Here is a 13920-nt window from a genome sequence, read left to right as displayed (position 1 = left end):
GTTTGCGAAAGTAATGTGACACGAACTGGGGACTTTGTCGAAGGCGAAAACCAGGTATGAACAAGGCAATTTCAAGATTAGGGATAACTTCCCGTTACCGCTGTTTGGTGATAGGAGCTTGCGCGAATCCAGTATGCATCTCAAGAAAAGATGCGGGAACGCGATAATGGGGACAGGACGATGCCGGATCAGGAACAGGCGGATGCAAGGCTTCAGCTCGCACGGCTTCGCCAGGAGCATGAGGATTACGACGTGGCGATCAATGCCATGATCGATACCGGCTGCGATGCATTGCGGATCCAGCGGATGAAGAAGAAGAAATTGGCGATCAAGGACAAGTTGACCAAACTTGAGGACCAGATCATTCCCGATATCATCGCCTGACGCGTGGGAGGCAACAGCATGCATGACGAGCGTCCACCGGTGGCCATCATCATGGGTAGCCAATCGGATTGGGAAACCATGAAGAATGCCGCAGATACCCTCGATGCCCTGGATGTCAGCTACGAGGCCCGCATCGTCTCGGCCCATCGCACGCCCGAACGCATGTTCGAATTCGCCCGCCAGGCGCGTGACGAAGGGTTCAAGGTCATCATTGCCGGTGCCGGCGGCGCAGCCCACCTGCCCGGCATGACGGCGGCCATGACGCCCCTTCCCGTCTTCGGCGTGCCCGTGCAGTCGAAAACCATGTCCGGCCAGGACAGCCTGCTTTCCATCGTGCAGATGCCGGCCGGCATTCCGGTCGGAACGCTGGCGATCGGCAAGGCCGGCGCCATCAATGCCGCCCTGCTGGCCGCAGCCGTGCTCGCTCTGTCCGACGATGACCTCGCCGGTCGTCTCGACGACTGGCGCGCCCGCCAGACCGCAAGTGTTGCGGACTATCCCATAGACGAGGCCCCATGACCGTCCGGACCATCGGCATCATCGGCGGCGGCCAGCTCGGCCGCATGCTGGCAATGGCTGCAGCACGACTGAACTTCCGCACCGTGATTCTGGAACCCCAGGCCGACAGCCCGGCAGCGCAACTGGCCGACCGCCAGATCGTCGCCGAATACAGCGACCCGGTCGCGCTTGGCGAACTGGCGGCGCTGTGCGACGTCGTCACCTATGAATTCGAGAACGTGCCCGTCGAGGCGGCCGAAATGCTGGCCCGCAATGTCACGGTCTTTCCGCCGCCGAAGGCCCTGCAGGTGGCGCAGGACCGGCTGACGGAAAAGCGTTTCCTGAACGGCTGCGGCATCGAGACGGCCCGCTTCCACGCCGTCGACAGCCAGGCCGATCTTGAAGCAGCCCTCGCCGATTTTGCAGGCAAGGGCGTGCTGAAGACCCGGCGCATGGGTTATGACGGCAAAGGCCAGCGCGTCTTTCGCGGCCCGCAGGACCGGCCGGAGGGCGGCTTTGCGGCGCTCGGCGGCGTTCCGCTGATTCTCGAAAGCTTCGTCGCCTTCGAGCGGGAAATCTCGATCATCGCCGCCCGCGACCCCGATGGCGCCATTGCCTGCTACGATCCGGCCGAGAATGTGCACCGCGACGGCATTCTCGACACCTCCACCGTGCCGGCCCGAATCAGTCCGGCCACGGCAACCACCGCCCGTGACGCCGCCGCCAGGCTGCTCACGGCGCTCGACTATGTCGGCGTGGTCGGCATCGAGTTCTTCGTCCTGCCGGATGGCGCGCTGATTGCCAACGAGATCGCCCCGCGCGTTCACAATTCCGGCCACTGGACCGAAGCCGCCTGCATCGTCTCGCAGTTCGAGCAGCATATCCGGGCGATTGCCGGCCTGCCGCTCGGCGATCCGCTCCGCCATTCCGACTGTGTGATGACCAATCTGATCGGCGACGATATCGATGCCGTGCCGGCCTGGCTGTCGCGCAGCAATGTTCTGGTTCATCTCTACGGCAAGTCCGAAGCCCGCCCCGGCCGCAAGATGGGCCACGTCACGGAGTTGAAATAGCAGGAAAAACCCGGTGGATCGGCCGAAAAGGCCCGGCGCCGGTTGACACAGAGGGGGCATCGGGGTATTTGCCACCAACCCTGAAGGAGCGCGCCCCGCGGCGCGCTTTTGAATGTTAAAGACACTGGCGGAATAACAGAATTCCCCGGCAACCGTGCGGATCAGAAAAATGAAGATCAAGAATTCGCTGAAAGCGCTGAAGGCCCGTCATCGCGACAACCGTCTGGTTCGCCGCAAGGGTCGCGTATACATCATCAACAAGTCCAACCCGCGTTTCAAGGCTCGTCAGGGCTGATACCGGAATTGGACTTTGTGCGCGTGAGGGGTTGGCGAGCAATCGAAAGCCCACTCACTGACATTGTGTTGATCGCGCATAATTTGATTTGAAACATGGCGCAGGCGCGTTACTTTACGTGCATGCGCTATTTTCATTTGGCTTTCCTTGCACTCACCGTCTCGTTCGGCTTTCCGCCCGTCAGCGCCTCCGGCGTCTGGAACATAGCCTATGCCCAGGACGCGGCCGAACAGGCCAGCATCGCGCCGGACGCAAACCCTGCCGACAAACCGATCGACAGCCTGCTGACGGATCTTCGCCGCGCCCGCGATCCCGAGACCGCCCAGAGTATTGCCAGCAATATCATGACGGCCTGGGGCGATTCGGGCAGCGCTACGGTCAATCTTCTGATGCAATGGGCCAACGAGGCCATCAGCGAGAAGCGCAACGCCGCCGCCCTTGATTTTCTCGATCAGGCCATCGTGCTGGATCCGGCCTTTGCCGAGGCCTGGAACCGCCGGGCGACGCTGCATTACACCATGGGCAGCTACCGCAAATCGATGGCCGACATCAATCATGTCCTGACCCTGGAGCCGCGCCATTTCGGCGCGCTGGCCGGCCTTGCCTCGATTCTTGCCGAATCGGGGCGCGACGAGATGGCGTTGAAGGCCTGGGAGCGTTATCTGAACGTCTACCCTGCCGATCGCGAGGCGCAGGAAACCGTGACCAAACTCTCTGAAAAACTTGCCGGCAACCGGACCTGACGCCGAACCGTCCGGTGTCCCTCCCATGGAACCCGGAGGTTATCCCCTGCCAGCTTCCCATTTCAAAGCGCCCAAACTCTCGCAACGGTATCGCCTGATGCTCTTCCCCCTCCTCGCCATCGCAGCGCTGATCGGTTGCGCCGGCGTGTTTTCCAGCATCCAGAGCCGCAAGATCGAAAGCCGGTATCCCAATATCGGCGAACTGACCGATATCGGCGGCATGCGGATGAATGCCCTGCATATTCCGGCTGGCGACCAAGCCGATCTGCCGCCGCTCGTCTTCATCCACGGCGCCAGCGGCAATCTTCGCGACCAGGCAACCGCCTTTCGTGATAGCCTGGAGGGACGGGCTGAATTGGTCTTCGTCGACCGGCCGGGCCACGGCTATTCGGAGCGTGGCGGCCCGGAAAACGCCACGCCAGACGGCCAGGCAGCAGCGATCGCCCGGCTGATGGACAAGAAGGGAATAGACCGCGCCATCATCATTGGCCATTCCTTCGGCGCGTCGATTGCCGCGAGCTTTGCCGTGCTCTACCCGGAAAAGACCGCCGGCCTGCTCTTCCTGGCGCCGGCCACCCATCCCTGGCCGGGCGGCGTCGACTGGTACTACGACGTCACGTCAACGCCGGTGATCGGCCCGCTCTTTGCCCGCACCCTTGCCATGCCGGCCGGCCTCATGCGGCTGGAGGCGGCCATTGGCTCGGTTTTCGGACCGAACCCGGCACCGGCCGACTATATCGACAAGACAGGCCCGGCGCTCGTTCTGAGGCCGGAGAGCTTCCGCAACAATGCCCTCGATGTGGCAGGGCTCCACGCCTATGTCACCCGCATGGCACCGCGTTATCGGGAAATCGCAGCACCGACGGTAATCATCACCGGCGACAGCGACGATGTCGTGCTGGAAGAGATCCATTCGCGCGGCCTGGAGCGCGATATTGCCGGCTCGGAACTCGTCTGGATCCGCGGCCTCGGCCACAAGCCGGACTATATCGCGACCGATATCGCCGTGGCTGCCCTGGAGAAGATCGCTGGCCGGGACCGGGATCTACAGGCCATGGCCCGCACCCTGGAGATCCGCCTGCGGCAGCAGGCGCAATAGCAGCCTGCTCGTCCCACGCCTCGCTGGCCAACAAAAAACCGCCGCAGAAAGTGCGGCGGTTGTGGATTGGCGGACAATGACGGAAAGCGGAGCAGGCGTCTTCAGACGCCGCTGAGGCCGTCCGAGCCGATATAGGCGATGCGCAGCATGTTGGTCGCACCTGGCGTCCCGAGCGGCACACCGGCCGAAATGATGATCCGGTCGCCCGGCTTGCCGAAGCCTTCCGACGCAACGATGCGGCAGGCACGGTTGACCATGTCGTCCAGATCCGTCGGTTCGCTGGAAACCACGCAGTGCAGGCCCCAAACGATCGACAGGCGCCGTGCCGTTTCGATGATCGGCGAGAGCGCGATGATCGGCACCTCAGGGCGTTCGCGCGAGGCGCGCAGGCCGGTATTGCCCGACGAGGTGTAGCAGACGATCGAGGTCAGCTTCAGCGTCTCGGCAATCTGGCGGGCCGCCAGGGAGATCGCGTCGGCGCCGGTTGCTTCCGGCTGCGGGCGCTGGGCGTAGATGATGCCGGGATAATGGGGCTCGCGCTCGATCGTATAGGCGATCGAAGCCATGGTCGCCACGGCCTCGACCGGATACTGGCCAGACGCCGATTCGGCCGACAGCATGATCGCATCGGCGCCTTCGAAGACGGCGGTCGCGACGTCGGACACTTCGGCGCGGGTCGGCACCGGTGAGGTGATCATCGATTCCAGCATCTGGGTCGCCACGACGACCGGCTTGCCGGCACGCCGACAGGCGCGGATAAGCTGCTTTTGCAGGCCCGGAACCGCTTCCAGCGGCATTTCGACGCCAAGGTCGCCACGGGCCACCATCAGAGCATCGGACAATTCGATGATCTCATCGATCCGCTCGATCGCCTGCGGCTTCTCGATCTTCGACATCAGGCCGACGCGGCCGCGCGCCACTTTGCGCACATCGGCCAGGTCTTCGGGACGCTGGATGAAGGACAGCGCAACCCAGTCGACTTCATTGGTGGCCAGAACCGCATCGAGGTCGGCCCAGTCCTTTGGCGTCAAAGCGCCGGAGGTCAGAAGCGTGTCGGGCAGGCTGACGCCCTTGCGGTCGGAGATTTTCGTGCCGGAGACCACCGTGCAGACGATCGTCTTGCCGTCGCACTTCTCGGCACGCAGATGCAGCTTGCCGTCGTCGATCAGCAGGCGGTGGCCAGGCTTGACCGACTGGAGAATTTCCGGATGCGGCAGGAAGACGCGCGTGTTGTCGCCGAGCGCTTCATTGTCGTCGAGGGTAAAGGTCTGCCCGGGCACCAGTTCGACCGTCGTATTGGCAAACTTGCCGACGCGCAGTTTCGGTCCCTGAAGGTCGGCGAGAATGCCGATCGGACGGCCGCATTCCGCTTCCACGGCGCGAATGCGCTTGATCAGGTCGCGCATTCCGTCATGGCTGGCATGGCTCATGTTGATGCGGAAAAGATCGGCGCCGGCCTCGTGCAGCTTGCGGATCATTGCTTCGTCGGACGAAGCGGGGCCGAGCGTCGCCAGGATTTTTACTTTACGGTTGCGCTTCATCAGTTCTGGCCTTCCTGGGTGCCTGGGGTATCGGAAAGCTGAACCATCCAGCTTCCCTGTCGGCCGGTGTCGTATTCCTTGAATCCCATCTGCTGATAGCCGCGCGTGAAGCAGTCCTGGACACCGACAATCTTGAATTCGTTTTCAGCCACGCACATGTTGACGCCACCGGTCCAGCGACCGCCGCGGGCGGCATCCTCGGCGTAGAGATAATAGTAGCGGGACTGCAGCTCGCCTTCGATCAGCGTGGCGCAGGTGGTCGCAGGTACCTGCCACCAGCCTTCACTGATCCAGCCTTCGGCAGACCGGTAGCCGATCGCCACGCCAACCAGGTTCTGCGTTCCGTTGCACACCCGGAATTCGGCATGCGCGGACCCAGCCGCCATGAAGGGAAGAGCGAAAAGGCCAGCGAACAGCAAATGGCGCGAGTAGCGCCGGAACCTGACAACGGAAGAGAGTGTATTTCGATTCGGCACGGTTTCCGACGGAACTCCATTTTTCTTCAGTGCTGCTTTCTTGCGACGATGGGGCAAGAATGTCAACGCAACTCTAATCGATTATAATTCCAAGGCAAATCTTCCGCCGCGAGTTTGGCACAATGGTGGCGACAGCCAAATCTTGCACTCGCCACCGCCCCATGCCATCAAGCGTGACAATATGCAGGGGCGGCCGAATATCCGATGCACGAATTCATCCCTTTCGAGATTATCCCAGGCGATCATGACAAGGGTTTGGTGCTGCTGGCCGATCACGCCATGAACCGCCTGCCGGAGCGGTACGGCCGGCTCGGTCTGCCGGACACGGCATTTTCCCGTCACATCGCCTACGATATCGGCATAGAGGGCCTGACCCGGAACTTGGCGGACAAACTTGGCGTACCCGCCGTTCTCGGCTGCTTCTCGCGCCTGCTGATCGATCCAAACCGTGGTGAGGACGATCCGACCCTGATCATGAAGATCTCCGACGGGGCGATCATTTCCGGCAACCACCCGATCAGCACCGAGGAATGGAATAGCCGCGTCGAAACCTTCCACCGGCCCTACCATCACGCCGTCGCCCGCACGATCGACGCGGCGGCAGAGCAGTCCGGCAAGGCGCCGCTGGTGCTGTCGCTGCATTCCTACACCCCGGCCTGGAAAGGCGTGCCACGGCCCTGGCATGCAGCCGTGCTGTGGGATAGTGACGAACGGGCCGTGAGGCCGCTGCTGTCTGGACTACGGGCCGCCGGCGACATTCTGGTCGGCGACAACGAACCCTATGACGGCGCGCTGAAAGGCGATACGATGTACCGCCACTGCATGGTGACGGGTATCCCGCACGCGCTTTTGGAAGTCCGTCAGGACCTGATTGCCGACGATGCCGGCATTGCCGCCTGGGCCGAGCGTCTTGCACCGATCTTCGAAGCGCTGAATGCCGATCCTGCCCTGCATGCCTACGAGATCCACCCTTCCCGCACCGGTCCCTATGCCGGCTGACGACAGGACAGTACCATGACCCTACCCACCGACCAGCAGCAGATCGAATTCGAGGCCGCCGCCTTTCGCCGCCTTCTGGGGCATCTGCGCGAGCGCAGCGATGTACAGAATATCGATCTGATGAACCTGGCGGGATTTTGCCGCAATTGCCTGTCCAATTGGTATCAGGACGCCGCCAAAGACGCCGGCGTCGCAATATCCAAGGACGAAGCCCGCACCATGGTCTACGGCATGCCCTACGAGGACTGGAAGACGCTCCACCAGAGCGAGGCGTCCGACGTCCAGAAAACCGCATTCGAGGCGAGCCGACCCCACGAATAATCGCAAATCCGGCAATGGGGCTTGACGCGACGCCCGCTTCGCGGCAGGTCACGCCTCACCGAAAACACCGTTTCCCAACAATAGGAGATTCAGATGTCTGATGCTCATGGCGTCGCCCGTGACCAACTCCGCGCTTTTGTAGAGCGCATCGAACGACTGGAAGAAGAAAAGAAGACCATCGCCGACGACATCAAGGACGTCTATGGCGAAGCCAAGGGCACCGGCTTCGACACCAAGATCCTGAAAAAGGTCATCGCCCTGCGCAAGAAGGACGCTCAGGAGCGCATGGAAGAGGATCTGATCCTCGACACCTATCTGCACGCCCTCGGCATGATCGAATCCCCGCCCGAGGAATAAGCCGAACTTCCTTTCCTCAATGGTAAGGACAGGCATGAAAAAACCCACTGCCGGCGGCAGTGGGTTTTTCTGTATCTGGAGATGGCAAAGGCGAAGGTCTGATCCATTCGCCGGCATTGATCAGGGCTTGGCAGCGCCAAAACGGCCCGGATCGATCGGTGCGGGGCCGCTGGAGAAGCCGACTGGATAGACGGCGGCAGGCTCAGCACTCAGCGAACGGCTGACGATGCGCGGCGCCTTGCCGGCCTTGGCCACCGTGCCGACGCGTTCCTTGTTCAAGGCCCATTGCGACAGCATGTTGCCCGTCAGCTTCGTGCCGCCGGTCATGGCCCGGTGCGCGGCTTCGGCTTCGGTCAAGCTTGGACGGCCGCCCTTGGCCGGCAGGCCGGCCTCGACGCTTGTATCGACAGGTTTCGGCTCGTCGAACACATCGCCGAAATCAACCGTGCGCGTGGAAGGCTTGGCCGGCGCGATGGCGGCCACTTCGGTTGCCCGCGGCTTGGCGACGGGAACGGCCGCAACCGTGGCGATCGGCTTGGACGGTGCCGGGATCGGGGTCGGAACCGGAGTGGTAACCGCCGTTTCCTCAGGCTCGGCCGGCGGACGCGGCGGCATCTGGCTCTGGCTCTGTTCCAGCGCACGGGCGGCCTCCGGAGAGAGAATAGCCTGTTCCACGGACATCGGCTCGGACTGCGGTGTCACCTCGGAGGTCGCAGCCAGCGCATCGGCAAGGGCCGGACGGCCAGCCGGGATGGGAATACCGGCGGCACCATCCTCGACGGGCGGCAGTGAACCCGGCGCCACGGATGCAGTCAGGATATAGGTTTCGGCATCGCCCTTCATGCCGCGCTGGCCAAGTAGGGTGGGCACGGGAATCTTGTAGGTCTGCAGGTCGGCAAAGCCCTCGTCCGCAGCCTGCTCGGGATCGACCGCGGCAGCGATTTCGGGCGGCTGCGGCGTGGCCACCTTCTGCAAGGCATCCTCGGCGGCACTGCGGTTCGGCGAATAAAGTGCGACAGCCAGGCTCTCGTTGCCCGTCTGCGGACGGAAGGCCGGACGCGACAACGGCACGGGCGCAACGATCGACGGATCGGCAGAAGCTTCAGCCGGCGACGGCTCTGGCGGCGGCACCGCGGACGCCACAAGCACGGGCTGCTCAGCAGTTACCACAGGCTTGGCGATGGCGGGACGCTCGGCCGGCACGACGACGTCTTCTTCCTCGTCCTCGTCCCCACCGCCAAACAGCATGGCCAAAAGGTTCTTGCGCTTGGTCGGCTCTTTGGAGTCCGCAATCAGGATCTGTTGCTTTGAACTCAGGCGCTGCTTGTATTCAGCCATCGCCTGCTGGTAGCCCGGAAGGGGCTTTCCGTCGGAAGGAATATGGACCGTCTTGCCATCGGGAAACAGACGGGAAAGCTCGCCGCGCGACATACGGGGCCAGGCGCGCACGCCGGCGACATCCATATGCACGAAAGGCGAACCGGAATTGGGATAATAGCCGACGCCGCCGGCCTGCATCTTGATGCCGAGTTCGCGCAGGGTCTTCAAGGGTACGCCCGGAATGTAGAAGTCCATTGCCGTGCCGCGCATATGCTGGCTTTCCTTGGCAACACCCTTGGACCGCGACCGCAGCATGGAATTGGTTTCGGGCGAGCGATAACCCGAGACGACATTGATATAACCGCTGGCGCCAGCCCGCTTGTAGACTTCCCAGACCAGGTCAAACAGGCGCGGATCCATCTTGGTCGGCTGGTTGCGCCGCCAGTCCCGGACGATGTTGTTGAGCTGCTTCAGGCCGTTGGCGTCGTAGCGTCCGTTGCGCTTGAAGGTGATCGCCGCCTTTTCGCCGGTATGGACGAAATGGATTTTGAGAGTGCGTGTCTCGGCAGCAGCCTGCGACGCCGAACCGAACAACGCGGATACGCCGATCGCCAACAGCACCAGAGCCATGAAGACGAACCGCGAAGCGGCCGATCCTCTTGCGGACTGCCGGCAAAGCCGATCATGCCCGGAAGGCTCTACAATTGCACGAGATATCCGCAAACCAATCCCCGTCCGAAAGACAACGTCCCACATCGTCCCAAATGAATGTCAAATGCGGTAACTACATGGCAAAACTGCCACACCGTCGACATCGATTCATATATAGTGAACCAATGTCTAACAAGTGATTTACCAGAGGTAATAAATCATCCTTACCCCAGGGTTAACAATCGGTTGGGGAAAACTTTTTTCTGCAAGAGGCGGTTTGGCGGGAGAAACACCTCCGCCGAGGGGCGAACGGCACAGAACAGCAAGTGAAAGCGATCAAAAATATCGTGTTCTTTCATAAGTTTGGCCGGGAACCGTCCCCGCCGGGCCGGCCTCGGCCTCGAAACGCCGAAATATCAGACACCCTTGCGCCGGTAATGCCCGTGCGACACTACGCCCGACCCATCGCTGCGAATATCGAACCGGGCAAGCCATGCCGCCCGGTTCAACAGGCAAAAGCCTAAGCCGCATGCTTGTGCGGATTTTCCGGGTCGATGCCATAGTCCTTGAGCTTTCGGTACAGGGTGGACCGACCGATTCCCAACTTGCGCGCCACCTGGCTCATCTGCCCGCGATAGAATTTCAACGCGAATCGGATCAACTCCTCCTCGATATCGGCGAGCCGGCGGACATTGCCGCTGTCATCGGTGCTGACGATGACATTGTCCTTAGAACCGCTGCCGTCCTCGTCCACCCGCACGGCGCTGATCCGTTCCGCCAAGGCCGTAGTATCGGCACGTTCCGGCATGCGCACCAGCTGCGGGGCCGGCGGCGGGCTCGAGGGCACCAGTTCCAGTCCGGCAAAGCCCGGCCATACATCCTGCGAGGCAAGGCCGCCGGGGATCTGCGCCAGGATCTGCGGGAAGTCGTTTTCCGTCAGTTCCGGACCTTCCGACAGGATGACGGCCCGGTAGATGGCATTCTCAAGCTGGCGGATATTGCCCGGCCAGTCGAAGGCGGTCAGCAGCGCGAGAGCGCCAGCGCCGAGCGCCAGGGGACGGGCCAGCCGCTGCTCGGCGGAGAACCGTTCGGTAAAGGCCCGGGCGAGGAACGGAATGTCCTCCTTGCGGCGGCGCAGTGCCGGAATGGTGATCGGGAAGACGTTGAGGCGGTAGTAGAGGTCTTCGCGGAAACGTCCGGCCTTGACCTCTTCGATCAGGTCCTTGTTGGTGGCCGAAATCAGCCGCACATTGACCTTCTGCGGCTGGCGGGCACCGATCGTCTCTATCTCGCCCTCCTGCACGGCGCGCAGCAGCTTGACCTGGGTGTCGAGCGGCAGGTCGCCGATTTCGTCAAGGAAAAGCGTTCCGCCATCAGCTTCGGCGAACTTGCCGACATGACGCTCGGTTGCCCCGGTGAAGGCCCCCTTTTCATGACCGAACAGGATGCTCTCGACCAGATTGCGAGGGATGGCGCCGCAATTGACGGTGATGAACGGACGGGACGAGCGGTCGCTGGCCGATTGAATGGCGCGTGCCACCATTTCCTTGCCGACGCCCGATTCGCCCTCCAGCACCACCGGAATGTTCGACTGCGCGGCACGGCGGGCCAGATCCATGACCCGCGCCATGGCGGGGCTGGCGGAGATGATGTCGCTGAACCCGACGGCGCCGGAACGCGGCCGGCGGACGGGCCGCGCCTTGCTGTCGCGCTGGTCGACCTTGAGCGCATTGCCGATGGCCGCCGCGATCCTCTCCGGCGACACGGGCTTGACGACGAAATCGAAAGCGCCGGCCCGCATGGCCTGCACCACGGTCTCGATCCCGCCCTGCCCGGTCTGGACAATCACTGGAACTTCGGCTTCGAGGCCGCCAAGGGCGCCCAGGAACTCAAGCCCGTTCATACCAGGCATCATCAGGTCGAGAAGGATGACGCTGATGTCGGCGTGATTTCGGCGGAAATAGGCAAGGCCGGTCTGGCCGTCCTCGGCCAGGTGCACGACATGGCCCTGACTTTCGACGGCGGCTTTCAAAAGCCGGCGCTGCACAGGATCATCATCTACAACGAGGATATGAGCGGTCAAATCAAGCTCCCGGAATCATTCTTGGCGCTTAAAGCACTGTGAAACGAAGCCTGATGCTGCCAGAAAGGATTGAAGATGAGGTTTTGAGAAACGCTCGGATTTTAACGATTTCGAAAGCCCTGACCGGGACCGGTACGCCGGGCCGCATGGCTTGCAGCAGCCCGCGCGACTGTCTATTCGTTACGCCTCATCGATTGCCGAACAGGAAGGACCACCGCCATGCGCTTTGCACGATCCAACGACCCCCGTCTGTTTGCGCCGGCGATTTTAACCGTCGAGACCGATCCGGCATTGGGCAGCCTGCCGCTCTGGAAGCTGGAAGACCTCTACCCTTCAGCAACTTCGCCGGAATTTCTGGCCGACATGGACAAGGCGGCCAAGACCTGCCCGGCCTTCGAGGCCAAGTGGAAGGGTAAGCTGGCCATCTCGGCCGCGTCCAAGGGCGAGACCGGCATCGGCGCGGCGCTGGCTGAATATGAAGCTCTCGACGACCTCATCGGCCGGCTCGGCTCCTATGCCGGCCTCACCTATTATTCCGACATGACCAATGCCGCCAACGGCAAATTCTTCGGCGACGTACAGGCGAAGCTCACCGATCTTTCCGCCCATCTGCTGTTCTTCGCCCTGGAACTGAACCGCATCGACGATGCGGTCATGGACGCCTGCATGGACAATGATCCGGCCGCCGGCCACTATCGCCCCTGGCTCGTCGACCTGCGCAAGGACAAGCCGTTCCAGCTCGACGACAAGATCGAGCAGCTGTTCCTCGAAAAGTCGATGACCGGTGCCGCTGCCTTCAACCGCCTGTTCGACGAGACGCTGGCCGCCTTGCGCTTTACGGTCGACGATCAGCAATTGCCGATCGAAGCGACCCTCAACATGCTGCAGGATGCCAACCCGGCCATGCGCGAAAAGGCGGCGGTCGCCCTGTCCAATACCTTCAAGGACAATATCCGCATCTTCGTTCTGGTGACCAATACGCTGGCCAAGGACAAGGAAATCTCCGACCGCTGGCGCGGTTTCGACGACATCGCCGACAGCCGGCATCTGGCCAACCGCGTCGAACGCAAGGTCGTCGACGCGCTGGCCAGTGCAGTCAAGGCCGCCTATCCCCGCCTCTCGCACCGTTATTACCAGATGAAGGCGAAATGGCTCGGAATGGACCAGATGGAGTTCTGGGACCGCAATGCTCCGCTGCCGGAAACGCCCGACCGGCTGATCCCCTGGCAGGAAGCCAAGGAAACCGTGCTGTCGGCCTATGGCGGCTTTGCACCTGAAATGGCCGAGATCGCTGCCCGCTTCTTCGACGGCGGCTGGATCGACGCCCCGGCCCGGCCCGGCAAGGCGCCCGGCGCCTTCGCCCACCCGACCGTGCCCTCCGCCCATCCTTACGTGCTGCTCAACTATCTCGGCAAACCGCGCGATGTCATGACTTTGGCCCACGAACTCGGCCATGGCGTGCACCAAGTCCTGGCCGGCGACCAGGGCGCGCTGATGTGCCAGACGCCGCTGACGCTTGCCGAAACGGCTTCGGTGTTCGGCGAAATGCTGACCTTCCGCGCCCTGCTCGACAAGACCAGGGACAAGCGCGAGCGCAAGGCCATGCTCGCCCAGAAGGTCGAGGACATGATCAACACGGTCGTGCGGCAGATCGCCTTCTACGAATTCGAGCGCAAGGTGCATGCCGCCCGCAAGGAGGGTGAACTGACGGCCGAAGCGATCGGCGACCTGTGGCTGTCGGTCCAGACGGAAAGCCTTGGCCCGGCCATCCGCATTTCGCCCGGCTACGAGACCTGGTGGGCCTATATCCCCCACTTCATCCACTCGCCCTTCTATGTCTATGCCTATGCCTTCGGCGATTGCCTGGTGAATTCGCTCTATGCCGTCTATGCGCAGGCCGATGCAGGCTTCCAGGACAAGTATTTCGAACTGCTGAAAGCCGGCGGCACCAAGCATCACTCCGAACTCCTGAAGCCCTTCGGGCTGGATGCCACCGATCCGTCGTTCTGGGCCAAGGGATTGTCGATGATAGAGGGGCTGATCGACGAACTGGAGGCGCTTGATAAGGCCTCCTGAAAAC

13 protein-coding genes and 1 pseudogene are annotated in these 13920 nt (G+C 62.3%); 10 read left to right on the top strand and 4 right to left on the bottom strand.

Annotated features, from left to right (window positions below):
- Positions 1-180 precede the first annotated feature (180 nt).
- The 6 genes from HFC70_RS04065 to HFC70_RS04040 all read left to right on the top strand — a co-directional run bounded on the left by HFC70_RS04065 (position 181) and on the right by HFC70_RS04040 (position 4092).
- The gene (locus tag HFC70_RS04065; RefSeq protein WP_168471931.1) at positions 181-384 is read left to right on the top strand and encodes a YdcH family protein; all 204 of its coding nucleotides are present in this window, start codon (positions 181-183) and stop codon (positions 382-384) included.
- Positions 385-402: 18 nt separating this feature from the next.
- Positions 403-903 carry a 5-(carboxyamino)imidazole ribonucleotide mutase gene (purE, locus tag HFC70_RS04060; RefSeq protein WP_168471930.1) on the top strand — a complete coding sequence of 167 codons (501 nt, stop codon included), beginning with the start codon at positions 403-405 and terminating at the stop codon, positions 901-903.
- Positions 900-1955 (top strand): 5-(carboxyamino)imidazole ribonucleotide synthase, encoded by a 1056-nt coding sequence (locus HFC70_RS04055; RefSeq protein WP_168471929.1) that lies wholly within the window; start codon positions 900-902, stop codon positions 1953-1955. The genes purE and HFC70_RS04055 overlap by 4 nt, the downstream gene beginning before the upstream one ends.
- Positions 1956-2124: 169 nt before the next feature.
- Entirely contained in the window at positions 2125-2250 is a 126-nt protein-coding gene (gene ykgO, locus HFC70_RS04050) for a type B 50S ribosomal protein L36 (RefSeq protein WP_168471928.1), read from the top strand.
- A 122-nt stretch (positions 2251-2372) separates the two neighbouring features.
- Positions 2373-2993, top strand: a complete 621-nt coding sequence (locus tag HFC70_RS04045) for a hypothetical protein (RefSeq protein WP_168471927.1) — start codon at positions 2373-2375, stop codon at positions 2991-2993.
- Between the two features lie 97 nt (positions 2994-3090).
- The gene (locus HFC70_RS04040; RefSeq protein ID WP_168471926.1) at positions 3091-4092 is read left to right on the top strand and encodes an alpha/beta fold hydrolase; all 1002 of its coding nucleotides are present in this window, start codon (positions 3091-3093) and stop codon (positions 4090-4092) included.
- A 101-nt stretch (positions 4093-4193) separates the two neighbouring features.
- On the opposite strand, the gene pyk is transcribed toward HFC70_RS04040, so the two are convergent.
- Positions 4194-5633, bottom strand: coding sequence for a pyruvate kinase (pyk, locus tag HFC70_RS04035; RefSeq protein WP_168471925.1), 1440 nt, complete (start codon positions 5631-5633; stop codon positions 4194-4196).
- A pseudogene (locus tag HFC70_RS04030) lies at positions 5633-6031 on the bottom strand (DUF1036 domain-containing protein); the annotation flags it as partial. The pseudogene HFC70_RS04030 and the gene pyk, both read right to left, overlap by 1 nt.
- A 282-nt stretch (positions 6032-6313) precedes the next feature.
- Between HFC70_RS04030 and HFC70_RS04025 the strand changes: the two are divergent.
- The 3 genes from HFC70_RS04025 (at position 6314) to HFC70_RS04015 (ending at position 7786) form a co-directional block, all read left to right on the top strand.
- Positions 6314-7108 (top strand): N-formylglutamate amidohydrolase, encoded by a 795-nt coding sequence (locus HFC70_RS04025; RefSeq protein ID WP_168471924.1) that lies wholly within the window; start codon positions 6314-6316, stop codon positions 7106-7108.
- Between the two features lie 15 nt (positions 7109-7123).
- Positions 7124-7429, top strand: coding sequence for a DUF1244 domain-containing protein (locus HFC70_RS04020; protein ID WP_168471923.1), 306 nt, complete (start codon positions 7124-7126; stop codon positions 7427-7429).
- Positions 7430-7522: 93 nt separating this feature from the next.
- Positions 7523-7786, top strand: coding sequence for a DUF2312 domain-containing protein (locus HFC70_RS04015; RefSeq protein WP_168471922.1), 264 nt, complete (start codon positions 7523-7525; stop codon positions 7784-7786).
- Positions 7787-7906: 120 nt separating this feature from the next.
- Here HFC70_RS04015 and HFC70_RS04010 read toward each other — a convergent pair whose 3' ends face one another.
- A complete protein-coding gene (locus tag HFC70_RS04010; RefSeq protein ID WP_168471921.1) occupies positions 7907-9736 on the bottom strand; it encodes a DUF882 domain-containing protein in 1830 nt (609 codons plus the stop codon).
- 541 nt (positions 9737-10277) lie between these two features.
- Positions 10278-11840, bottom strand: a complete 1563-nt coding sequence (locus tag HFC70_RS04005) for a sigma-54 dependent transcriptional regulator (RefSeq protein ID WP_168471920.1) — start codon at positions 11838-11840, stop codon at positions 10278-10280.
- A gap of 219 nt (positions 11841-12059) precedes the next feature.
- Here HFC70_RS04005 and HFC70_RS04000 point away from each other — a divergent pair, with 219 nt between their 5' ends.
- Complete coding sequence (locus HFC70_RS04000) at positions 12060-13916, top strand: M3 family oligoendopeptidase (protein WP_168471919.1); 1857 nt, start codon at positions 12060-12062, stop codon at positions 13914-13916.
- Positions 13917-13920: the final 4 nt, after the last annotated feature.

This window comes from Agrobacterium sp. a22-2, from assembly GCF_012276985.1.
In the GTDB taxonomy this organism is placed as follows: Bacteria; Pseudomonadota; Alphaproteobacteria; order Rhizobiales; family Rhizobiaceae; genus Allorhizobium.
Note: the sequence above shows the minus strand (reverse complement) of the source record. Positions and strands in the feature narration are given on the sequence as shown.